The organism is Paenibacillus sp. strain BS8-2 (assembly GCF_054483835.1).
This window is the reverse complement of the sequence record NZ_CM137010.1, coordinates 2,714,955-2,739,002: the sequence shown is the minus strand read 5'-3', so window position 1 is coordinate 2,739,002 and position 24,048 is coordinate 2,714,955. Positions and strand designations below refer to the sequence as shown.

General features: G+C 52.8%; 20 protein-coding genes. 4 read left to right on the top strand and 16 right to left on the bottom strand.

Going from position 1 to position 24,048, the window contains the following annotated elements:
• Positions 1-51: 51 nt before the first annotated feature.
• From ACX1C1_RS11855 to ACX1C1_RS11845, 3 genes are all read right to left on the bottom strand, one after another.
• Entirely contained in the window at positions 52-1,734 is a 1,683-nt protein-coding gene (locus ACX1C1_RS11855; protein ID WP_458957278.1) for a response regulator, read from the bottom strand.
• 2 nt (positions 1,735-1,736) lie between these two features.
• Complete coding sequence (locus ACX1C1_RS11850) at positions 1,737-3,542, bottom strand: sensor histidine kinase (protein WP_458957277.1); 1,806 nt, start codon at positions 3,540-3,542, stop codon at positions 1,737-1,739.
• Between the two features lie 79 nt (positions 3,543-3,621).
• Positions 3,622-6,003 (bottom strand): alpha-L-rhamnosidase-related protein, encoded by a 2,382-nt coding sequence (locus ACX1C1_RS11845; protein ID WP_458957276.1) that lies wholly within the window; start codon positions 6,001-6,003, stop codon positions 3,622-3,624.
• A gap of 241 nt (positions 6,004-6,244) precedes the next feature.
• Here ACX1C1_RS11845 and ACX1C1_RS11840 point away from each other — a divergent pair, with 241 nt between their 5' ends.
• Together ACX1C1_RS11840 and ACX1C1_RS11835 are read left to right on the top strand one after the other, a co-directional pair.
• Positions 6,245-7,684: an FGGY-family carbohydrate kinase gene (locus ACX1C1_RS11840; RefSeq protein WP_458957275.1), complete on the top strand. Its 1,440-nt coding sequence runs from the start codon at positions 6,245-6,247 to the stop codon at positions 7,682-7,684.
• Complete coding sequence (locus ACX1C1_RS11835; RefSeq protein ID WP_458957274.1) at positions 7,681-8,304, top strand: histidine phosphatase family protein; 624 nt, start codon at positions 7,681-7,683, stop codon at positions 8,302-8,304. The genes ACX1C1_RS11840 and ACX1C1_RS11835 overlap by 4 nt, the downstream gene beginning before the upstream one ends.
• 141 nt (positions 8,305-8,445) lie before the next feature.
• Here the strand turns inward: ACX1C1_RS11835 and ACX1C1_RS11830 are convergent, their stop codons facing one another.
• Together ACX1C1_RS11830 and ACX1C1_RS11825 are read right to left on the bottom strand one after the other, a co-directional pair.
• Complete coding sequence (locus tag ACX1C1_RS11830) at positions 8,446-9,585, bottom strand: right-handed parallel beta-helix repeat-containing protein (protein WP_458957273.1); 1,140 nt, start codon at positions 9,583-9,585, stop codon at positions 8,446-8,448.
• Between the two features lie 163 nt (positions 9,586-9,748).
• The gene (locus ACX1C1_RS11825; RefSeq protein WP_458957664.1) at positions 9,749-11,353 is read right to left on the bottom strand and encodes a glycoside hydrolase family 36 protein; all 1,605 of its coding nucleotides are present in this window, start codon (positions 11,351-11,353) and stop codon (positions 9,749-9,751) included.
• 177 nt (positions 11,354-11,530) lie between these two features.
• On the opposite strand from ACX1C1_RS11825, the gene ACX1C1_RS11820 reads away from it, so the two are divergent.
• A complete protein-coding gene (locus ACX1C1_RS11820; protein WP_458957272.1) occupies positions 11,531-12,436 on the top strand; it encodes a helix-turn-helix domain-containing protein in 906 nt (301 codons plus the stop codon).
• A gap of 18 nt (positions 12,437-12,454) precedes the next feature.
• Here the strand turns inward: ACX1C1_RS11820 and ACX1C1_RS11815 are convergent, their stop codons facing one another.
• The 4 genes from ACX1C1_RS11815 to ACX1C1_RS11800 form a co-directional block, all read right to left on the bottom strand.
• The gene (locus ACX1C1_RS11815) at positions 12,455-13,747 is read right to left on the bottom strand and encodes an MFS transporter (protein WP_458957271.1); all 1,293 of its coding nucleotides are present in this window, start codon (positions 13,745-13,747) and stop codon (positions 12,455-12,457) included.
• 82 nt (positions 13,748-13,829) lie between these two features.
• Positions 13,830-14,588, bottom strand: a complete 759-nt coding sequence (locus tag ACX1C1_RS11810; RefSeq protein ID WP_458957270.1) for a TSUP family transporter — start codon at positions 14,586-14,588, stop codon at positions 13,830-13,832.
• Between the two features lie 48 nt (positions 14,589-14,636).
• Positions 14,637-15,083 (bottom strand): SRPBCC domain-containing protein, encoded by a 447-nt coding sequence (locus tag ACX1C1_RS11805; RefSeq protein WP_458957269.1) that lies wholly within the window; start codon positions 15,081-15,083, stop codon positions 14,637-14,639.
• 30 nt (positions 15,084-15,113) lie between these two features.
• Entirely contained in the window at positions 15,114-15,599 is a 486-nt protein-coding gene (locus ACX1C1_RS11800; RefSeq protein ID WP_458957268.1) for an SRPBCC family protein, read from the bottom strand.
• A gap of 125 nt (positions 15,600-15,724) precedes the next feature.
• Between ACX1C1_RS11800 and mgsA the strand changes: the two genes are divergently transcribed.
• Positions 15,725-16,159, top strand: coding sequence for a methylglyoxal synthase (mgsA, locus tag ACX1C1_RS11795; RefSeq protein WP_458957267.1), 435 nt, complete (start codon positions 15,725-15,727; stop codon positions 16,157-16,159).
• 25 nt (positions 16,160-16,184) lie between these two features.
• Here mgsA and ACX1C1_RS11790 read toward each other — a convergent pair whose 3' ends face one another.
• The 7 genes from ACX1C1_RS11790 to ACX1C1_RS11760 form a co-directional block, all read right to left on the bottom strand.
• Complete coding sequence (locus tag ACX1C1_RS11790; RefSeq protein WP_458957266.1) at positions 16,185-17,156, bottom strand: acetylxylan esterase; 972 nt, start codon at positions 17,154-17,156, stop codon at positions 16,185-16,187.
• 85 nt (positions 17,157-17,241) lie between these two features.
• Positions 17,242-18,390, bottom strand: a complete 1,149-nt coding sequence (locus ACX1C1_RS11785; protein ID WP_458957265.1) for a Ger(x)C family spore germination protein — start codon at positions 18,388-18,390, stop codon at positions 17,242-17,244.
• Complete coding sequence (locus tag ACX1C1_RS11780; RefSeq protein WP_458957264.1) at positions 18,387-19,862, bottom strand: spore germination protein; 1,476 nt, start codon at positions 19,860-19,862, stop codon at positions 18,387-18,389. The genes ACX1C1_RS11785 and ACX1C1_RS11780 overlap by 4 nt, the downstream gene beginning before the upstream one ends.
• Positions 19,859-20,956 (bottom strand): endospore germination permease, encoded by a 1,098-nt coding sequence (locus tag ACX1C1_RS11775; protein ID WP_458957263.1) that lies wholly within the window; start codon positions 20,954-20,956, stop codon positions 19,859-19,861. The genes ACX1C1_RS11780 and ACX1C1_RS11775 overlap by 4 nt, the downstream gene beginning before the upstream one ends.
• Before the next feature lie 185 nt (positions 20,957-21,141).
• Positions 21,142-22,185 carry an ABC transporter substrate-binding protein gene (locus ACX1C1_RS11770; protein ID WP_458957262.1) on the bottom strand — a complete coding sequence of 348 codons (1,044 nt, stop codon included), beginning with the start codon at positions 22,183-22,185 and terminating at the stop codon, positions 21,142-21,144.
• 23 nt (positions 22,186-22,208) lie between these two features.
• A complete protein-coding gene (locus ACX1C1_RS11765; protein ID WP_458957261.1) occupies positions 22,209-23,066 on the bottom strand; it encodes an ABC transporter permease in 858 nt (285 codons plus the stop codon).
• Positions 23,067-23,861, bottom strand: a complete 795-nt coding sequence (locus ACX1C1_RS11760) for an ABC transporter ATP-binding protein (protein WP_458957260.1) — start codon at positions 23,859-23,861, stop codon at positions 23,067-23,069. It lies immediately after the preceding gene.
• Between the last annotated feature and the right edge of the window lie 187 nt (positions 23,862-24,048).

Sequence of the window (24,048 nt, the reverse complement as noted above, 5' to 3'; positions counted from 1 at the left end):
ATCCGATACGCCGAATATAATAATCCGCTTACATTCCTTATCCTTTTATATCTATTTGAGCGAATCACGATATTCCTGAGGCGTCAACGATGTCGTTTGTTTGAAAAACCGGGTGAAATAAGAGGCCGAATCGTACCCGATCCGCATGCCGATTTCATGAATCTTTAAGTTGCTCTCCCCGAGCAGCCGCTTCGCTACTTCGATTCTCCTGCTCTTGATATAGTCGCTGATGGTATAGCCTGTCTTCTGCTTATACAATCTGGAGAGGTAAAAAGGCGTCAAAAAGACGAACTCGGCCAAGCGGTTCAGCGACAGATCCCCATCGATTTGTTCTTCCACGTATCGATGAAGCTGCTCGACGACTTCGCTCGTCTCCTGCTCCTTGCCTCCTTCCATGCTTTCGAACAGCATTTCCGCCAGCTCGCGGAAAAAGCCGGAAACCTCCCTCCATGAACGATGCTCGCGGATAGAGAACAGCTTGCTCGGGATGGCATGACCTCGGGCGGTCCCGAACACTTCGAGCCGATTCAGATGCGGGATGAAGATGGCGGACATCTCGTAGAACACCTCGAGCGGCAAGCCCGTCTCCAGCGTCTCCGGCTCGCCGATGGCTTCCGTAATCTCGTCGAACAGCTGCTCGAATTTCGTCCTTTCCTTCTGCATCAAGTATTGGTCGAGCATCCGGATGCGCTTGATCTTGTTTCGAGCTTTCTCGTCTCCGGTTTCCTTCGCCCGGTCGTCCGACAGCAGCATCTGGCTGCCGAGTCCGAGTCCTCGGCCGAACAACTGCGAAAGCCGTTCGTATTTGGACGAGAGCGCATCCCATTCGAACGGCTCGCTGGAGACGACGAACGAGCATGCGAGCTTCAAATAGCGGCTGCAAGCGTCTTGCACCGATTCCAGCATCCCAAGCAAGTAAGCATGAAGGCCGGCTTCCTTATCGACTTCGGCGTCGGCCCCGGCGCCAGCGCGCAGCGGAGGCTCGCCGACGATCGCCTGGCGAAACCCCGAATCCGCCTTCGGCTGCAGCAGCCAGATCAGCCGCTCGTGATTGCCTCTGAAGGATGTCAAGTCGAATTCCAACGCTACGAATTCTTCGAAGATGTTGTTGATCGAATAAGCGAACAACACCCTATCTCCTCCCGTCGCATCCTCGCGCCAGCGGTCGATACGGGCGACGGCCATCATAACCGGCAAGTCGGGATTGAGCGGCACATCAAACTGCTCGAACCGCTCTCTCCGGGCTGCAGACGATGAGGTTTCTCCTTCCAGCAGCGCGGTCAAATACTCCTTGCGCAGCGCCGGGAGCGCTAGCTTAAGAGACGAGCGAGCGCTTTCAATCAGGCCTTCGTAGGTCACTTCCTGGGCAATGACATCAATCGCCTTGTTGACCGAGGCGACGATCGAATCGTCTCCTTCCGTCTTCAGCACGTAATCGATCGCGCCTCTACGGATGGACGACTGGATATAGTCGAACTCGTTATATCCGGTCAGGAATATCGACTTGCAGCGAGGCCAGAGGCGCTGCACCTCCTTCTGCAGTTCGATGCCGTTCATCTCCGGCATCTCGATATCCGTCAGCAGGATGTCGATGCGCAGCTTCCGCGCGATCGCCAGCGCCTCCGGACCATCAAACGCTTGATAGACCTCTAGTGGATGGTCAGACTGCGAGAATAGCTCGCTTAAGCCTTCGACGATAATCGGCTCATCATCTACGATCAACAACCGATACATGGTTATCCGACTCCTTTCACGTCTAAAGGATCTGTAGGTTTCTCGGGTTTGTCCAAGGAGCTCGGCATCGGCAGCTTCAGCATCGCTTTCATGCCGCCCATTGCGCTGCGGGCGACAGACACGCCATACTCGGCGCCGAACCGGATCTGCAGCCGGCGGTGAACGTTCAGCATGCCGGTATATTCCATACCCGCGAACTGCTTCTCTAAATTCGTAATGAGCATCTGAAGGACGGAATCCGTCAGCCGCTCGCCGTTATCCTCGACCGAAATGAGCAAATAGCCATCCTGTTTAGCGATCTTCACGGCGATTCTGCCATCCTTGCGCTTTGTCTCGAGCCCATAATGATAGGCGTTCTCGATGAACGGCTGCAGGATGAGCCTCGGTACCCGCATATCGCCGCAGTCTTCCGGCAGTTCGCTAAAATCGACGATAATGCGGCTCTTGGAGAAACGAATGTTCTGAATTTCCACATACGAACGGGAGTGCTTGATTTCCGCATGCAGCGGCACATCATCGGATCCATTGCGGGTGATGTATTGGAAGTACTCCCCGAGCTTTTGGCTAAACTGGATTACGCTGTCGTTATCGTGCATCTTCGCCAAGCGGTATAGGATGAAATAGGTATTATACAGAAAGTGCGGATTGATCTGCGATTGCAGCTGCTTCAGCTCCGATGTTTGGGCGCGCAGCTTCTGCTCGTACACTTCTTGGATCAGCACCTTCAGATTGTTCGTCATCATGTTGAATCGTTGGAACAAGTACTGAAACTCATCGCTAGACTTCGGCAGCGGGATCGGCTCCATCTTACCCGATTCTACCTTGCGGAATCCGTTGATCATCCGATGCAGCGGCTTGCGGATAAGCTGATACAGCCAATAGGAATAGGCAACGATAAAAACGAGCGAGACGAACGACAGCAGCCATAGCAGCATCCGGTATTTGTCTATCGGACCGAGCATTTCGGCTGCCGGCACGTAGGCGATCAAGTAGTAGCCGAACGTAGGCGAGCGCTTATAAGCGACGAAATAGGAGCTGTTTCCCGCCGAAATTTGCTTATAGCCCTCATCCGCGCTGTCCTCGGGACGGTTTTTCAAGTAGTCCGAAAGCTCGTTCGAGAGCCCTTCGTCCATTTGATTGCCCAAGATCCAGCCGTTCTCCGGATTGACCAGCATCGCTCCCGCATTCTTATAGTCGGAGAAGTTCTGCAGCGACTGCTTCATCGCCTCCTGGTTGATCTCGATCGACAGCGCGAACGTTTCCTTCATGTCCGGCAGATCGGAGCCGGGATAGGCGATCGCCATGAACAGCCGGTCATTCCAGTAGTAATTGCCGACGCCCCTGAGTTTGGATACGGAGGCGACAGCCTCATATTCGGGGCTAATCGTGTCGCTGATCGTTGCGTCGCTTGATAACGTCCGTTGCAGCGTCAGAATGTGAGCACTTACGCTTTTGATGTAGAGGCTCGAGTATTTGATCTGCACCAGCTTGTCCTGTATGCGCTGCACCGTTTCCGTCCATGCTCCGATCGACATCGTATTGCTGATAAATGCGGCGTGTTGGATGTCTTTGTCGATCGCGTACTGCTGCAGCAGCCCCCTCATCTGCTCATTGCCCACCTCAAGCGAGCTTAGGTAGAAGTCAACCCGCGACTTGAGCGATTTCGACAGTTCCTCGCGGACGCTCTCCTCGCCCATCTGATTCATCCAGAGACCGATACCGTAGATCGGAGCGACCACAAGCAGGAACGCGATGATCAGTTTCGGAAATATCGTCATTCTCCGCTGTTGGTTTAGAAAAACTTTCATTTCGAGTCGCCCCTCGCGTTTAGAATTCGACCTGTTATCTCTGGAACAAGCTTGAAGAATTCCACTGCGAAAACATCAATCAATCAAGCTTGCATTCCGCCTCAAGCTCTCCGCCTTCGTCCGATTCGCGGCTTTCGCCGTTCGGAAGCACGATCAGGGTAGGTACGCCGGCCGGTGAACGGACCGACAATCGGAACATGCGCTCCCCGCTTAGACTCCAGCTTACGTCGACGGTTCCTTTGGGCGTAGCGACCGTGCCCGATGCCCAGGTCAAGCCGCTTAGCCGCGGCGCGATCCGGATGCGCGCGAAGCCCGGCTCGGCAGGCTGGACGCCAAGCGTCTCCGCCGTATATTCGTACAGGGGAAGCGCACCCCAGCCGTGGCAATCGCTGCGCTGCGTGACCGGGTCCTCGACCCATGCCGTAAGATGCAAGCCGATCTGATCCTTCCACGGCTTCCACAGCTCCAAGGTGCGGTCGTACAAGCCCGTGATCGACAGCGCGCGGAAGTAAAAAAAGCTCATCGAGAACGAAGCGCGAGGCAGCGTCGCGTCGGACAGCGTACGCTCCATAAGCCGGGTCGCTGTCCGCCCGGTCGCGGCGCCGCCGAGCACCGCCCAGATTTGCGCGTGTTGGCTGAACTCGCGGACATCCGGACCGTCGCGGTACAAGCCGAGCTCCTCGTCGAAGCAACGGCTGCGGGCGGCTTCACGGATTTCGTCCGCTCTGGCGGCGTATTCCTTCGCCGTATCCCCTCTGCCTGTCGCCTCGTTCAGCTCGGCAGCGCAGGCCAAGGCCGCGGCGTACATCAGATTGTACACCGTCATCGGACCCTGCCACTTGGCCGGCGGTGATCCGGCTTGATCTCGCCACTCTTCTACCCAATCGACGAACGACCAATAAGCTTCGGGAATGATGCCGACCAGTCCGTTCTCCACCCGCCGGCCGAACCAATCGAGCACTGCGTCTATCGTGGGCCGATAACGTCTCACGAGCGACAGGTCACCATAATAGCGGTAATGGTCGTGTACCATCAGTACCCAGATGAGCGAGAAGCCGGGAATGATCTGCGGATCGACCGACGGGTATCGGCTCTGTAGCATGCCGCTCGGGAGCAGCGAGCTGTGGTAGTCATGGATCGTCTTGCGCGGCAGCCGGTCGTCGGCACTTATCTGGTACGTGAACAGCGCCTGCGAACGGGCGTCCATCGTGTACTGCATCTGCTCGTAGAACGGCGTATCCTCATATGTATCGTGCATGCAGCGCCGCAGCGTGTTCAAGCTGATCTCCCACATACGCGGCCAGTCCGGGTCTGAGCTCTCGGCCTTCGCGACGGATTCAAGCGGGTAGCCTACCTCCCGCCAGAGGAGTCCCAAGATTGTGAGCGGCTCGTCTGCCGTTGTATAGGAGAGCCGAATGAATCTGCCGGCACGCACCGCCAGCGGCTCATAGATCTCGGGCTGCTCCTCGCTGCCGAAGCCGGCCGCGATATAGGCATCCTCGTTGCCGACCAGCTCCTTGCCGGTCGGATCATCGCGCACGGCACGCCGCGATCCGCCTTGGCCCGCATGCGAGCTTACGTATTCGTAAGCTTCGGAATAGAGCAGCTTGATTACGGCCTTGGCGCCTCCGACCAACCGAAGCTCAGGATAACCCGCCGTCATCTCGCCGATGTCGAGCTCCAGCCACCCATCCGTGCGCGCCGCTATCGCATACGGGAACAGCCCTTCCACGCGCGATGCAGCGCAATCCGGATCGCGGTCAGTGCGCATCAGCCGTGACGGGTAACGCTCCGTCTCGCGGAGAGGCGGAATCGTGCGCGGAGTAAGCTGCCTTCTATTCAAGCCTCCCCACAGCAGATCGTGCGGCTCCTGTAGTTGGCCTGGAAGCGTCCAGGACGTGTCGTCGAATGACGGGAAACGCCATCCATTCGGCAATCGAGCGGCGTCCACCGTCTCCATGCCGCCGACGAACAGCGTCAGCTTCTCCTCGCCGATCGATACGGCGTCGTCTCGTTGTATGGTCCACCGATTGTCCGTATGCAAGGTTTCGAGCACGGTTCCGTACTCGTCCGTTACCGATCCTTCCAGGAGGAACCCCCCGCGATCGGAACGCCATACGGATACCGGACCGTTCTCCCCGTTGTTGCCCGATGAGACGATCGGATAATGAACGACGATCGCAGAGAGCACATTCACGCCGGGGACGAGATAAGCGGACAGATCCAGCGTTTCGTAATAATGACTCCAACCGTCTCCTTTGGAGGGACCGCTCGATACCCAGTCACCGTTCATATACAGCCGGTAACGGCTGTCCGCCGTCACATCTATGGTAAGCCGGACGTTGCCCGGATCCGCTATGAGGAACGTTCTGCGCGCATAGGCACGCTCTTGCTTCGTGCCGGATGCCGCCTCCTTATCCAACCAGATCCATTTGGCTTGCCACTTGCGATTCTCTTCCATCTTGCATCGCCCCTCTCACCCTGATTATAAAGCGCTTACACCAAGAATACGAACCCTATATTTTCAATCGTATCCATTCGCCCCATCGGGATATATGGTGAATCGATGGCTTTCGTTGACTTATCATATCCGAATTCACGATTCGGGTCCCGAGTGGACCCTTGATGATGTATACTCTTCTGGACATCAAACGATTAAGATTGAAAGCGTTACAATTATTTCAGTAAGAGGATGTGTTGGCATGACCTCTTCATTCATTGGCGTAGATATTGGCACGCAAGGATTGCGTGTCGTCTTAATGGATGCAACCGGCAACCCGCTCGCGGTTATAAAAGAAAACTTCGGATGGTCCGATAACCGGGACGAACAAGACCCGGAATTATGGTGGGACCTTCTCCTCAAGGCTTTGAGACAATTGGCAGACATGTCCGCCAAAGCGGAATGGAGCCCTATTCGCTCCATAGCCGTCACTTCCACATCCGGTACCGTCATCCCGGTCGATGCGCAATATCGCCCTTTGCATGCGGCTCTTATGTACAGTGATGCTCGGTCCAAGCAAGAAGCTATTCTCTGTACGGAAGCCGCGGGCAAGGCTGTCAACTCCTCGTATGGGCTGCCCAAGATGTTATGGTACATCCGACAGTATCCGGAGCAAGCCGCTCGAATCCATCTATGGTGCCACGCTGTCGATTACTTGACGGGAAGGCTAAGCGGAGTTTGGGGAATGACCGACTATACTAGCGCGCTTAAGAGCGGTTACGACCTCGAAGCGAATGAATGGCCGGATTATATGTCATCCGTACTGAACATTCCCGCGCATACCCTCCCCAAGGTGACCGCACCGGGCACAATCGTGGGTCGGCTATCGGATGAAGTGCGTGAATCGACCGGCCTCCCCTCCTCCGTGCTCATGGTTGCCGGGATAACGGATGGATGCGCTTCGCAGATCGCATCCGGATGCTGCCTCCCGGGCCACTGGAATACGACCATTGGCACGACTCTAGTCATCAAGGGACTAACTCGCCAGCCCGTGCACGACCCTCTCGGACGTATATATAACCACAAGCATCCGCAGGGGTATTGGATGCCAGGCGGCGCTAGCAATACGGGCGCCGATTGGATTACCCGCGATTACGGCGGATGGGACTTAGCGGCATTGAATCAGGAGGCGAAGCAGTGGCTCCCTACGCCATGGCTCAGCTACGCCTTAACGCAGCAGGGAGAGAGATTCCCCTTCCTGAACGAGCATGCACGCGGATTCGATGCCCCCGGGTTGACCGAAGTGCAACGTTACGCGGCCAGGTTGGAGAGCGTCGCTTATATCGAACGATTATCTTACGAGACGATAGAATCGCTATCTCAAGAAAAGATCGAAGTTATCTATACTGCAGGCGGAGGAAGCTCCAGCGATACGTGGCTGCAAATCCGGAGCGATGTTCTGCAAAAACCGATCTACAAGATGAAACACGTCGAAGGTTCCGTTGGAGCGGCGATGCTCGCTGCGTCGGCGACCGAATTCTCTTCACTCGGCGAAGCCGTTCAACGCATGTCGATCGTGGATAAATTCGTCGAACCAGGCGTCTGGCAAAGTCGGTACCAAGAAAATTACATCAAGTTCAAAGCGCTGTTGCAGGACAGAGGCTACTTGAACGATAACAACCGAAAAGGAGCTGCACCGTGACTCGTTTCTTTTTATTACGGCATGGGGAAACCATCTGGAACCATCAAGGTAACCGATATTGCGGGATAACGGATATTCCGCTGAATACTACGGGGCAGCAGCAAGCCCGTATGGCTGGCACCGCGCTTATGGGCGAAGGGATATCCAACATCTACTGTTCGCCGTTGCAGCGTTCGATCGAGACAGCCCGAATCATCGGAGCGGCATTGGATCTTGAGCCGGTCATGGATGAACGTCTGTATGAACTCGATTTTGGCAAATGGGAAGGGTTAAACCGGCATGAAATCGAATCGAAGTACCCAGGCGAATGGGACGTCTGGATGAACAACCCCAGCTCGTCTCCTGCGGGGGATACCGGGAATACCGGCGTTGAAGTGACCGAACGATACGGAGCATTCATGAGGGATATAGAGGCGATGCATCAGGGCGAGTCTGTTGTCGTGATCGGCCATAATACCTCGAATCGACTGTTCATAGCCGATTCACTCGAACTGCCGCTTCGATCATACCGAAATTTCAAGCAGCATAACTGCGGCATATCCCTGCTGGAGATGCACAATGGCGCAATCGTGTGGGAGCGAATGAACGAGACGGCACACTTGAGGAGGAGCTTGCCGTAGCGACATCTACGAGAAAAGACACCGAATCGGGCTACATTTCTTCGCTGTTTTCCATGTTAAGCCGGCATAACGCTGGATAACGCCACCTCGCTTTCGCTTTAGACAAAAGGAATAGCGCCCGAGGGCGCTATTCCTTCCATCTTATTCACCCTTTGCCAGAAAGCGTTCTGCGCCATCTGCCAGCCAAATGTCCCCCGTCTGCCGGCCCGTTCCCGTATCGCGGATAAGATTGTCATTCAGCTCATTGTCTACAGACCCAGCGTTCACGAAGAATCCGAATCCGACGTTATCCTCGACCACGTTGCGGAACCACTTGTTGCGGTTCGCCCCGTTATCCGCATTCTCCGGGCGATAATAGACGCCGCCATTCCCGTTATAGCGAATGACATTGTCGGCGAACCGGTTGTCAGAGTCCTTATGTCCGATCGAGATGCCAGACTCGGCGTTATGCTCCAACACGTTGCGCTCGAACTCGCCGAACTGGACGCGCCAGCAGACGAACAACCCTGCCGTGCCGTTGTCGCTGCACGTATTGTCCTTGACGCGAGAGGAGTGCGAGCCTGCGCCGGGATGCAGCCCCGATCCTTTGCAGCCGCGAACGTCGCAGTGAAGCACCGAGATATTTTCGGTAATCTGCCAACTGATGCCATCTCCGTTGAAGTCGCGCACGATGACGCGCTCGATCGTGCAATCGCGTGCCTTATTCAGATAGATCCCGCCCGCTCGGCAGCCGCCGATCGGCTCGTTTGCTACCTTGTTACCGTCGATCGCAAGGTCGCGCACGCGGACCTGCCAGGCGTCCACCGCCTCGATGATCGAGCAGGCATTCGTTGCCATGCCGCCGTCGTCCGAGCGATAATCGCGCTCTAGGTGCCGGTCGAAGCGCAGTACATTGCCTTCCACCGCCGTAATGACCGCCGTGCTCTCGTCCCAACCCCATTTTTGCGATTCGTCGAAAATTTGCAGGCCCATCCCGACGCGGAAGCCGCTGGCGTCCGCCACCTCTACCCGCAGCTCTCCGTAGTCGGCGTCGACGATGAACGGGCTCTTGAAGCCGTCCGTCTTACGCAGTACCGTCTCCGGACCGGCTCCGGCCAGCGTGACGCGATCCGTCAACCGAATCGGTCCGTACACGTCATACACACCTGGCTCCAGCCGCACGATGCCGCCGCCATGCCGGGTCGCTTCATCCACCGCCGATTGAACGGCCATGGAATTGAAGCCCGGATAGTCGCTTTGCGGTCCCCCGGCAGTCACTTCGATCGTGCGATTGCGCAGCATCGGATCCCTCATCCCCAACTTTCTCATCCTCTCGTCTATCTTAATGTCTCTGGTTTTGCCGTTTTCGTGTTTATTATAAAATTGGAGAACTGCCCTACATATAGCAATCTTTATGGAATCGTTGTCTTTTCATATCCTTTTAAAGGGCTTTGAAACTTATCCTTTACAGCCACCATCCGTTATCTTTCTCATCCAACGTTTCCCCGGTAACCGCGTTCCAAGCGAAACTTGTCTCTTCTCCATTCAGCAGCCAGCGGCTCGGGCATGTCGTGTACAGCCAATCGAGCGGTTCTGCCGCCTGACGTTCGACTGCCGCGAGCTCGAACGCCCGCCGAATCTCGTCCTTCTGCTCCTCCGTCAAGACGGCCGGATCCGCCGAGACGAACAGCGGCGTGCCGCTGCCAGCCAGCAAGCGAAGCCACTCGCGATTCAGCTCCCATGGCACGTCGGCCGTGAGACCTACGCAATCCGCATCGTGGCTGTAGAAAGTTCCGTGCTGCGGCATTCGAAAACCGAGCGTATTGACGCCCATATAGCGCGTCCGCTCCCACCACTTGCCGCTCGTATCGTCACCGGTCCGCTGAATCGAGAACAATCCCGCCGACAGATGGCCAAGCGTATTGCAGCCGATCACCTCGGCCCCTCCAGCCGCTTCCGCAATCGTCCGGTACAGCTCCAACGTGATCTCCGCGGTCGTCCGCGATCGATCCCGGAACGGTTGCGGCAGTGCGTGCGGCTTAGAGCGCATCGTGAACCCCCATTGGCCAAGCAGATCGTATGTCGTAAAATCGTGCTTCAACAGTTCGAAGCCCCATCGGACCATCCTACGGACCGCCTCTTGGATCGATTCGAGCACTCCGGGAACGGTCGGATCAAGCACATGGCCACCGCTTGACGAATAGCGAATCCATTCTGCGGGCACCTCTTCCGCCGTTAGAAGCGGCCGAAACCAAAGTCCGGGCTTGACGCCAATCTCTTTCATCTCCCGAGCCAGCCGGTCCATATCCGGGAACTTGTCATTACCCGTCCAAGGCCCGCCATTGCAGGCTCCCCCTCCGCTTTTCGACTGCCAGCCGTCATCGATAACCATATAGGGTCGATTGCTGGCGTTCGCGGACAGGGAGGAGATGAATCGGGAATCCTTGAGAATATCCCCGTGCGAGCTGTTGCCATAGGCGTAGTACCAGTTGTTTCCGCCATAGACCGGCTGTTTCGGCATTCGGGGACGATCGCACAGAAGGGAGCAGAACCGTCGTGCCGCCTCAATGGGCCGTTCTCCTGTCGTTCCCGAATCCGTGACGATCTCGGCGATTGGCAGTATGCGATTGCCGAGGCGGACGCCTTCGCTGCCGCAGGAGACGTCGGCAGTCAACGTCAGGCCATCCGAATCCATCTGCCAGAAGCAGAATGCTCCCGCTCCCGTCTTCACCCCGCAGCCTGCCGTCCGGACGCCGTCATGAGCTAGGAAATACCACGGCAGGACTCTCTCGGGCACCAGTCCGCGCCATTCCAAATCGCCGTATGCCCGCTCCCAATGATCCCCCAGAACGAGCCATTTCCCTTCGACTTTCTCGTCCCACCGGAGCTTAATGGCTCTGGGCTTTGCCGTCGGCGCTTCCAGAGTCACCGCTACTAGTCCACCTTCGTTCATCAGACGAAGCCTAACTCCTTCGCACTCCCACGTTCCGGGCTGAACCTGCGTCAGCGCCCGCCATCCGTCGTCCAGACGTACGAACGCGGCAGAAGGGCTCTCCATTCTATTAAACATCTCCACAGCTTCGGCCTCCTTCCTCCCCATGTTGCGCAACTGCTCGCAATAGCGAATAATAGTAGCGTATCCCCAAAGTATAAACGGCTTTGGTAACAGTCGTTAGGGCGAAAAGGGTCCGATCGGGAAGGAACGTTAACCAACTGGGACATGATTGGGATCGAAGGAGGTATTACAGTGGCAGATTACCGATGGGAAGACTATATGTCTTTTCCAAACAGCAAATCGGAAGCGTACCTATATGGCGCCCACTCCGCCTCCGTCCCTGCGGGCTGGGCCTGCGGCAGGCATCTGCATCACCTAATGTTCGAGCTTAATCTCGTTCTCGAAGGGACACAACTGGCCGAAATCAGCGGAATCCCGTACCGTCAGGAAGCAGGAGATCTCCTTTTCGTACCTCCGATGCGGCTTCACTCGTTTCGATCCGAGGCGCCGCTCCGCTATTTCGTCTTTCATGTGCAGATCGACGAGCCCTCTTTCCTGCAACGGTTGGCCGATTCCGGCCTGCTGTTCGTCGATCGCGGCCATCCACTGAACCGCAAACTGGCAGCAGCCGTGAAAGCCATCCGGGAGCAAATGATGCAGGGAGCCTCTCGAATTCGGCTTTATCGCTCGCTGTACGAGATGCTCGATCTGCTCGAGAACGAGCTCAACCGCATCTTGCCGGTACCAGACGCTTCGAAGGAACGCCTTTCCCTTCCTGCTCGAATCGCAAGGGAGATCGAAGCGTTTGTCGCCGTGCAAGGGGACGAAGATCGGAAGAAAGAAGAGAATTGGTTGGAATCGATCGCGCGCCGCCTCGGCTACAGCCGCAGGCATTGCTACCGGGCATTCATGGACAAATACCGGATGTCCCCGCGCGATTACTTATTCGTGCTGCGTCAACAAGAAGCGATGCACCTTCTGCTCAGCGGAGGGGATTCTCTGGAGCGAATCGCCCTTCGTATCGGATACGATAACGTTCAGAGCTTCATCCGGCAGTTCTCCAAGTGGACGGGGACGACTCCCGGCCAGTTCCGCAAACAAAATCGGGACGAGCTTGTCTATTTGACGCGTTTGGAAGTCCGTTATCATGAAGTCTAGACTAATTATATTAGTTACTCATGCCTCGCCCATATCGCCAAGCGGCTTCAATTTAACGAAGTACGATAACGCGAATGAAATAGCCAGCAGTACAAGTGGGACAAAACTGATGAGGACGCGGAACGCGAGCTCCGGATTATCGCCGGGATTGTCACCATTCTCGTATCCCAGGAACAAGCTTACGATCAAGAAAGCAAGCGCGGAGATCAAGCCGCTGGAGCGTGTTATAAAACCGCTGACCGCCGTATACACACCCTCTCTTCTGCGACCAGTCTCTGCATAATCCAGATCGATGATATGACTGTTCACAACTGGCGGCGTTACGAGGAAACCTGCCAGTCCGAAACCGACGAGTACACCCGCAGCGATTCCTGTCCATAGATTGCTTCCGAACCAAAGCGGGATGACCGATAGCGCATATGCGAATAGCGATAGGCGCCAAGCCTTGACACTGTCCATTCGTTTGATGATCCAGAACCACACCGCAACGAGTGGAATTACAGACACGAAGATGGATGCGAGCAGCAGTGACACCTGTGACTCGGGTACCTGCAGCACATACTTGGCGTAGAACGGAATCATCGAGCTCAACAAGCCGTTAACCGTTTGAGCGAACGAATTCGAGATATTGAAGATCCAGAACGGCTTATTGGATAACGTGGCCGCGAAGGATTCCTTTAAGCCCATGCGAGGCGATAGCCTGGCGGCTTCATCCTCCTTAGTGAATCGTAAGAACAGGGCCATCAACACCGCGAATATTACACCGAACACCAATGCCATAATATCGAAACCAAATGCGTTATACAAAATCGGCCCTGCAACCGAAGCGATAAGAATCGCTACGATCTGGTACGCCTGTTGAATGGCGGAAGCCTTCTTGCGCAGTTTATTTTCTCTATAGAGCTCCGGGAACAACGCACCATAATTGACCCAGATAATCGTCGCCACCGCCTCGAACAACACAAGCGCGACAAGAAACCATACGAATAAAGCCGTCTCGGACAATCCTTGCGGGACTGAGAACACGATATAGAACATCATTAGGAACAATGGAATTGAAGCATATAACCACGGTTTTCTGCGTCCGTGCCTGGAATTCGTTCTGTCGGAGAGATAACCTGCCATCGGTTGATTGACCGCATCCCAGATCATGAACACCAATCGCGCTACCGTCGCAAGCCCAACTGCCAATCCTAGTTTCTCTACATAATAGAATGTGTAAAACGAGCTGAATGCCTGACTCGGAATCATCATCGCCAGCATGCCGAATGCATACATCCAAGGCGAATTGACCGCTCTGCTTCTTGCCATCCCTTTTCCCCGCCCCCCATAAATTTACAATATAACAACTCAAGCATACTGGGATTGGTCCAAGGTTGCAACGAAAGTTTTGCTAGAACAGGAGCCAAATCTGGCGTGCGATGAGGAGCGAGCTGACACTAATGAACAGCGGACGCACATACTTGGCGCCTTGCTTGATCGCGACGCGCGAACCCGCGAGCGAACCCAGCACCATCGCCGCCCCCATGATAAGACCAATGCCATAAGACACGGAGCCTAACACGACGAAGGCAATCAAGCTGAACAAGTTGCTTGTGAAATTAAGAAGCTTCGCATTACCTGCCGCTTTGACGAAATCCAGCCCCAGCAGCAAGAACGCGAAGATGAGAAACGAACCCGTCCCTGGCCCAAAAAATCCATCGTAACCGCCTAACAGCAGCGCGGCGATTGCCATGGCGATGCCACCTCTGCGCGACAAAGTCCGGAAGGTCCCTACTCGTCCCCAATCTCGTTTCACGAGTGTATAAATCGTAACAATAAGCAACATGACAACGACGAGCGGCCTCATCCATTCTGATGGAACAAGCTGCAGCAACAACGTGCCGCTAACCGCGCCTATCGCCGTCAGCGGCACGAGCTTGCCCGATAATCTGAGATCGACATGCCCGGAGCGCAAAAACGTTAGCGTGCTGGTCAAGGAGGACATCGTGCCTGCAAGCTTATTCGTGCCAAGCGCCAGATGCGGCGGCAGTCCTGCCGCAAGCAGCACGGGTACTGCAATAAGACCTCCGCCGCCAACGACGGCATCAACAAAAGCTGCGAGAAAACCTCCCGCAGCTACAATCCATATGATTTCCAAAGTTATTTCCATCTCTAACATTCATCCGTTCTGCTTTTCCTTGTTGTCCTTGCCGTTGTTCTATGAATAAGGCAATTCGCTGCCGCTCAAATGTGCATACAGGTTAGCCAGCGAGCCCATGTATCCTTCTTCCGTCTGTTTAACGGCTGCTTCGTCATCGTATCCCGTCTCGCGAATCGTGACGCGAGTCCCCCCGTTCTCATCCTCTAACAAGAATGAGGTTACCATATCAGACAGCTCGCCATTAAATTCCCAGCGTATCGCAAATTCACTTTCTAATTGAATGTGTTCAATGACTCCGCGCAGCGTGACGATGTCGTCCCCGTCGTGATATTGGTTCGGTGAATGATGGAACCATATCTCCTCGCCTGCTTCAAGCTTCGGGACATCCCAAGGCGATCCCGGCGAATACCATTGTGTCAATTCATGACCCTCTGTAACCGCGCGCCATACACGCTCAAGACCCGATTCAACCCATACAGAACATTCTACCGTCATATTCGACATATCCATTTCTCCTCTAAGAAGCCTTGTTTCTTACCTGCTGTGCAACAGCTTATCCGTCATCGCCGAATACTGGATATACTCTTGTTCCCACATTTCCTTGCGTTTCGGAACGTCCTGTCCATCCAATAACAATGCAACAACATCCAGACAGACGTGCCAGCCTGCCAGATCTCGTGGTGTATGCGGCGTCAATGCGTTGATCGTCTCCACAAGAGTCAGCTTCGTGCCTTGCGGAGTCTGCGTCAATTCAAAACGTACCGAATCTTCGCCCCAGACATATTCCAGAACCGCACCTTCCTCGTAATCCAGAATATCCATGTTCTCAAAGCTGCCATCCCCCATATCAAACGAAAGCCGCCCGTTCTTGCCAAGCTCCTCGATACGAAGTTCCGCGAACCAAATTTGTAACTTATCATTACGAGTCAGGTAAGCCCACACGTCTTCTGGTGGATGTGGTAATTCGCGTTCAAACCTTGCCGTATAACCTTCTCCGTTTTTCTCCAAATGTGCAAACATGCCAATTCCCCCTCATCACGATCATCATATTGATTGAAAAATTCAAAATTTTAAAATATCTATTCAATTCATTTGAGTTTCGTGTTATATTAATTGACATAAACATCTCATAGGAGTTGACGAACATGCAAATCGCCCTTATCGCTCACGATTCCAAGAAAAACGAAATGGTCAATTTCGTCATTGCTTATAAACATATTTTTGATGCCCATGATATTTATGCCACTGGCACAACAGGCTCCCGCATCATTATGGAGAGCGGCGTTCGCGTTAATCGCTTGAAATCCGGCCCCCTAGGCGGCGATCAACAGATCGGATCCATGGTTGCGTCCAATGACATCGATCTTGTCATCTTCCTGCGCGATCCACTTGTCGCACAGCCTCATGAACCGGATATTACAGCACTTATTCGCCTCTGCGATGTACAATGTATCCCGCTCGCAACCAATATCGCTTCTGCAGAGTTATTGATCAAATCCATGGAACGAGCCGACTTCGCTTGGCGTGATGTCGTGAAGGAAAAATATAAGGACCTTCCATTAACAGGAACAGAGGTTTAGTTATAACCGACTAACCCCTTTCCGACTATATCGCGAACCAATCCGGAAACATTCGTCTCAATCGATCCAATTTAATTTCCGTCTGGTGCGCGCCGCCGCCTTCATGCCCATTAAACGGATAAATCATTATTTCTTTTTCCGTGCGTATCCGATTATACGTTGCAAAATACATTTGAGGCGGACAAGTCTCATCCTTAAGCGCAACGGATGCAAGTACTGGACACTGAATGCGCTCAGCCATATTCATCGTATCAAAATAACTCAAATTATCCATGATTTGATCCGTTTGCTCCGGGTGACGGCGCAAAAATTCGGTGACAGAGCCAAAAGCACCATGGTTGCCTTCGACTCTCGCCACCAAATTGCTGTTGCTCGGCACATCCACCATCGCAAACTTGGCTCGAGAATCCAGCGCAACGACGGCCATGCCGAGCCCGCCGCCTTGACTGCCGCCATCAATGATAATCCGATCCGCATCAATATCCACTTGCGAGCAAGCATAATCAATCGCCTTCAGACAATCCATATAGACGTGACGGTAATAATATTCACGTTTATCATGCACCCCTTTACTAGCTACGCTAGCCGAGAAGCCATGCGAATAGTTGGCCGTATTCCCCGTTTTGCCTCCCTGGTCTCTACAGTCAACTGCCAGCACTGCCAAGCCCATCATTGCATAATGCATGTAGTTTGTCGGATTTCCCCTGTTGCCCGTGAAACCATGATAATTGATTAGGCATGGATATTTGTCCTTGCCCAGGAAAGTAGGCACGATCAGCCATCCATGTATGTCCGTCTCATCCATTCCGTTGTACGAAATATCGTAGACGCGCACCGCGGGAATCGGGTAATCCGCTACAAGGCGGCGCTGAGGCATCAGCGGTACCGACTGCGCTTCGCTAATCGTTTCCTCCCAAAAATCGAAAAAGTCATCCTTCCTCGTCAGCTCTGGCAAATACCTCTCCAATTCCTTCTTCTTCTCTTCTACGTACCCCACTGATCATATCCCCCATTCTGGAACTCTTACTCTTACATCTACTTCTCCCCTTTCCGTCTGCAATCCTGCCTGATTTACAAATGAATTACGGCGGCTTACCTTGATATTTACCTGTATTAACAAGCTTTACCTTCACATCCACCTCTGCGAGCGAGCTTTCCGATAATACAAATCGACTGCCTGCTATCTCTTCGTAGTACTTGGCAGGATTGCTTCTATAAAGTTCTTCAAGCATGCCGTACGGATCCATACTTTTTTTTATACCCTTGCGAAATGTATCCATTACCTCCTCCGCAATTTGATGCTCAGCCATCTCCTCCATCTTAGCAATCGACTCCTCCTTCATGAGCTCCATGACGAATCCTCGTACCTTTATTTGCAATTTGAAACGTACATCATCCCCGTCCACGATCTTGATATTCAATTTCGGATTGGAAAACATGAGCATGGCCGTCGCAGAATGTTTCTCTCCAATAACAAGCGGCGTTCGTTCGAGCTTGGGGAACGCCCATCTAGCGCCCTGCAGCTCATCAACCGACATCCAGCCGGCCAATTGATGATTGCGAAGGAAATAAGCGCCTGTCACCTTAAACATCGGCCTCTCCTTCATATCCTCCGTCCACCCAAACGCATCGGCACCAATAGAAGGAATCCAAGCATGCTCTCCCGGCTCATCCAGATCAGAAATCGCCCGATTAGCCATAATCGGTCTAATGAACGCAGACGCAGCACTAGATTGAGTACCCGTGAACATTGTCGTGAACAACGGAGACATGTTAAACAACGACTTCTGCTTCAATACCTCACGCAGGTCTTTGTCCGTACCATACACGTAAACGGTATATCTGATTTCCCGATACCGATTGATGGCGCTGTAAATTTCTTTAACGTCCTTCTTAAGCGCCTCCTTCGACATGACAACCGCCTTCAAATGCCCCCAGAACATAAGCAGCTGAGATGTCGCCCCCACCTCCGTAAGCGCCGATGTCAGCGTCTCCCCTCTGCCCGAACCGATCCAAACAGGCTGTTCCTTGCCAATTTCAACCTGATCCGTATGCGCAATTGTATTAAAGTTAATGATCTGCGCATAGACCACCCATTCCCCATCCTTGTAATCAATACCGATGGCCGTTGCGTATGCATTTCCCTGAATATCAGGCATCGATGTACAGCCGCTTGTTGTGAGTAACAAGAGAACGACAACAATGACATTCAACCATCTCTGTGCGTTCACTCCTGATCCCCCTTCTGATTGTCGCTATCGATCGTCTGCAGCCCATCAGGACGCTCCTTCATCTTTTTCCAGGGTACTCGCAGAAACGATATGACCAATTGCTTAAGGTTGAGCGGCGATAAAGGCGACAGATACGGCACACCAAACGGCCGAAGGCTTCCCATATACCCTAACAGCAGCACCATACCGAGAATAACCCCAAACATCCCTAGCAGTGCCGATAGAATAAAGAAGAAAAACCGCAGCAGACTCACTTGTGTGCTCAAGGTTTGATTAACAAGCGTGACGCCCGACACCGCGGTAATAGCCCCCACAACGACAACAGACGGAGAAACAAGACCCGCCCGAATGGCAGCATCTCCGATAATTAATCCGCCGATTGAAGTTAAAGTCTGTCCGATGGCACTTGGCAGCCTGATGCCCGCTTCTCGGAATATTTCGAGCAGCAGCAACAGCAAAAACATCTCCATATGAGAAGACAACGGGATGCCGAGACGCGTAACAGATACCGTAGCCATCATCCGATAAGGAATTTGATCGGGATGGAATGTCATTAACGCTACCCAGATAGCAGGAAGGAAAATCGAAAGAAACAAACTGATCCCGCGGATGATCCTGGCAAAGGAGACATACGTATAATTAAAATGCGCATCCTCAGGCGACTTCAAAATCAGGGTCAAGCCTGCAGGCGCAATCAATACCATAGGCAGTCCATCAACAATAATGACGATCCTGCCAGAGAGCAAACTGCTCATGACATAATCCGGCCGTCCTGTGAAGTCCATAATAGGCAACAGCCTGAACTTGGAGTCATTCAGATACTCTTCCAGTTGACTGAGACTATAAATCGCTTCCACATCAATCTTATTAAGCCGTTCCTTCATCTCCTTCAAGATAGAAGGGTTCAATATATCACGGAAATACAGCAAGCCGATACGCGTCTTGGAGCGTCGCCCTAATGTCATATGCTCTACCTGCAAGGAGGGCGACCTCAGCCTCTTGCGGATAAGCGCAATATTTACTACCAAGTCCTCAACAAATCCGTCACGAGGTCCTTTAATCGAAATTTCGGTATTGGATTCGAACGGCGATCTCGTCGGCTTGTCCCCCATACTGACAAACGCCGCCTCGCCAGTCTCAACAAATAAGAGCAATAGATCACCCTGGAACACAACCTCATACAGCTCATCTTCCGTATTCCCTAGTTGTACGATCGGCATGACGCAAGACACCTTCTCGATCGGGCGCCCTTCCATCCCGCCTCTGTCGTAAAGCTTGTTCAGCTCCGGCAGCACATAAGTGCCGATCTCTATCGTATGGGCGAGACCCTCTGCATATACCAAGACAACCTGAACATTGCTGTCATTATTGAAGCGGCATTGTTGGAAGATAACATCGTCGTTTCCATGAAACAGCTTTCTCAGATTGTCCTCCGTCCAACGCCCGCTCTCCACAGTCGATGTTGTACTCATGACATTCCCTCTTTATGTATTTTTCTCCCGGGCAATAATGCTACAGCCATCCATATGAGCGACAATGGCAGCATTACCGCCAGAGAGATCGGCATATAGTATCGAGACAACCAGAGATAGAAGGTGTATTCGTTAATCGGTATCAAGGCCAATAACGCATAACTCAGCATGATGATCACCACAACTCCATATCGCAGCTTCTTCCGTTTCACAGGCACCATCTCCGATAACAAGAAAACACTCAAGCTAATTCTTATGCAGGCGCCCGACAGCCATTGGAATATGGATAGAAAATCCAGATGCTCGATATATTTGCCAATCTGCACTAGCCGCCACTGCTCGTACGGAGAAATCATCTGATGCATCGCTTCTGTAGGACCAAACTCTGTAATCGCCGCCATAAGGGGGCCCAGTGAGATCATGATCAAAAACATTCCGAATAATAGTAACTGCCAAATCTTAACCTTGTTCTCCAGTCGATGCTGCACGAGCATAATGACAATCAACTCTATAAATCCAGCCCCTGTATAAACCATGCCATGCAGCACCGGAGCGAAGCCGTGTTCCAGCATAGGACGCAGCAACGAATAATCCTTCATCGGTGTATTAAAGAAACCAACGAACATGCCGAGCCCAGCTACTAGAGGCAGCAGCACGCCAGATACCACTGCAATGACCGACAATCCCCACAGACTGAGCGCCGCGCAGATCAGCACCAGCACACTAACAAGCAGCGGCTTCGGCGTTAACGGCAAATAATTAGTAATATGCCAAGTCGCAGTATGAATCACCGTCGTGCCTCCGATACAATAGAGCTGAATGATAACAGGCGCGACGAGCAACCACGCAGCAGGTTTACTGATTCGCGAAGACAACCAATCGATCCACGGTCTCTGCTTCGATCTGCGCATAAGCCATCCGAGAAGTACAATCCATACCAAAAAAATCAAACCGCTCACGATAGCCGTTATCCACGAATCTCTGCCAGACGCATCCAGCACCATAGGATTCACAATGACATGACTCGCCAATCCATTCATCAAGGCAAACATCATAAACAATTGCACAAATTTGATCTGTCCCGAACTTTTCACCGTTCACCCCCACCATTCGACTTCCTCCACTTGGCATCGGTTAGTATAACCTCTACCACTTTTTTCTATGCCAAATGAAGGAATGCCAGTTGCGCTCGCGCATTCGCGCCAAACACGGAACAGGCCGTCCCGGAAGTCATTTCTGACTTGCGGGACGGCCCATTCAACGGATGAATACACATCAATTATGGAGTTGGCAGGAATTCCGTCGTAAAGATCTCTTTGGCATCAAATGTTTTCTTCAACAATCCTAGTCCGTGCAATTGATCGATTAGAGTCGTCCACCGTTCTTCCGACATGTATCCGAAGCCATGTTCAGCTGCATCGCCTCCATAAACAAATTCCTTCTGCGCTTCATCCTCGAACGCGATAGCATCGAGTGCAATGTTCGGATTCGCAGCATGAATAACGGGGTTGATTTCGGCCGAAGTATCCTTATATGACATCCAACCCTCGCTGAAGGCTTTCACAAAGCTTCCAACTTCCTCCTTGTGGTCCTCTAAGTAGGATTTGGCCACGAATAGCACGACGTTATACGGGTCATATCCAGAATCGGATACAAGCAGCGTCTTCACCTTGACACCCTCCTTCTCCATAAAAAACGGTTCGGATGTCAAGAAGGCTTGCGTTACTGAAGTAGGGTCTGCCAGGAAGTTGACATGTTGACCGGTGTATGTCATCTCCTTCACGCCGCTTAAGTCATATGTGCTCTTGAGATAATCCCAGTATGTGATACCAGGTTGAACAAATACTGTACGACCATTCATATCCTCGAAGCTGTCAATCGCTTCACTCTCCTGGAACATTAGCGCTTGCGGGCTTCCTTGCAGCGCTGCTGCAACAACCACGAGATCAATGCCCTGATTCTTGGCGATGACGATTTGGTCAGCATGCGCCAAGCCGTAGTCCGCATTGCCCGATGCTACGATTTGGACAGCCGAGACTTGCGGTCCGCCAGGTTCGATGGTTACATCGAAGCCATTTTCCTTGAAGATACCTTGCTCCTGAGCTGCATAGACCCCTCCATGCTGTGCTTTGGGGAACCAGTTCAGCACCATCTTGACCTTCTTCGTCTCAACAGGCGCCGTTGGCGCGGACGTTGTGCTTGTTGTCGGCTCGGATGTAGCAGTGGCCGACTCTGTCGCAGCCCCGTTATTCCCCGAGTTACTACACGCCGCAGCAAACACCATCATTAACGTAATAAGTAATCCCCCAACTTTTTTGTTCATTCGTTTCTCCTCCACTTTTCTATTTATTTGGATTTCATCGCCGACTCATGCCAAGAACCCAGAATACGATTCGAGATTAAGCTTACGATGAGATAAAAACTAATACCAAGAATGGCGGCGGCAATCCCGCATGCGAACAAGAATGGCGTTTTCATCTGCACCGCCGCGATCGTAATGGCGTAACCCAGCCCGCCTTTGCCTCCGCCAATACCCGCCACGTACTCTCCGACTATGACGCCAACAATCGATAACGTACACGATATCTTCAATCCCGCCATGATGTAGGGCATCGCCGCCGGAATTCTGAGCTTCGCCATTTTCTGCCACTTCGAAGCATTGTACAGCGTGAACAGTTCATCCATGTTTTTGTCAACGGAATTGAGACCCATCAGCGTGTTGGATATAACCGGGAAGAAACCGATCAGAAAAGCAATCACAACGATGGAATTGTAACCTGCTCCGAACCAGATCACGACGATCGGCGCCACAGCTACAACCGGTATGGTCTGGAGAATAATTGCATAAGGATATATACTTCTCTCAAGAATGACGGAGCTGGCAAGCAGAATAGAGACCCCTATTCCGATAACGGCACTTAGAAGAAAACCAATCACAGATTCGACGACGGTAATACGAACCGCTTGCCACAAGATCGCCCAATCTTCAATGGACGCTTTAAGTACATCTGTCGGCTTGGGGAAGATAAACGGTTTCATGCCCATCCATTGAGGAATAAATTGCCACAGCGCCATAACAACTACAAACGCGATGATTGGGCCCAAATAATGACTCAAAAACAAATTGCCCTGCTTCTTCGGTTTGCTTATCGTTTCGACCCCTTGCGTTCCTGCCGGCATCGTTTCCACTGTAGTCACTGACATTTAGCCCAACTCCTTATGCAGCGTTCCATGTTCGAGGTACATAGAAGCCTGGTTCACATACTGACCGAAAGCTTGCTCTGTCCGCATTCCGAGCTCTCGGGGATAAGGCAGCTCTACGTCGATCATCGCGGACAATCTGCCCGGGCGAGCCGACATGATTGCAATCTTGGAAGAAAGGAATACAGCTTCGAACACATTATGTGTTACAAACAAAACAGTCATCTTCTCCCGCTCCCAAATGTCGAGCAGCTCAAGCTGCAGTGATTGGCGCGTAATTTCGTCCAGCGCGGCAAACGGTTCATCCATCAGAAGCAGCTTCGGCTTGGCTGCAAGCGCCCTTGCAATCGACACCCTCATCTTCATCCCGCCGGACAATTGCCGGGGGTACGCCTTATGGTAATCCTTGAGCCCAACCATCTCCAGTACACGCGCCGCCTCTTCCTTGTGCGACCTCCGACTGCCCCCTCTCAGTTCAAGGGGCAGCACAACATTATCCATAATGGTCCGCCACGGCAGCAGATTCGCATCCTGGAATACAAATGCAATGTCGCCCGATTCTCTAATCAATTGTTTGGGAGACTTGCCCGCCGCAAGCACGTTGCCCGAAGTCGCTTCCTCCAGCCCCGCCACCATCCTAAGCGCTGTCGACTTCCCGCAGCCTGATGGTCCCAAGAAGCTGACAAACTCCCCTTCACGAATCGATAAGTTGACATTTGTTAATGCCACCGTTCCTGTGCTATATGTTTTGCCAACTTGGTCAAAGGTCACGATCTCCGCACCGCCTGTGTTTCTCACACCGCCGCCCCCTCCATGAACCCTTGATCTCTTATCAAAAGCCCATGTCAATTTAAGTGACATGTTATCATCCAACCTCATATTGAACAATGGATATAGTAGCCAAAGATCATCCGTTATCTTGGTCACGATCTACAAACACCTCCCAAAACCAGGCTGTTGCAGCCCTCGAATAACTGACGAATAT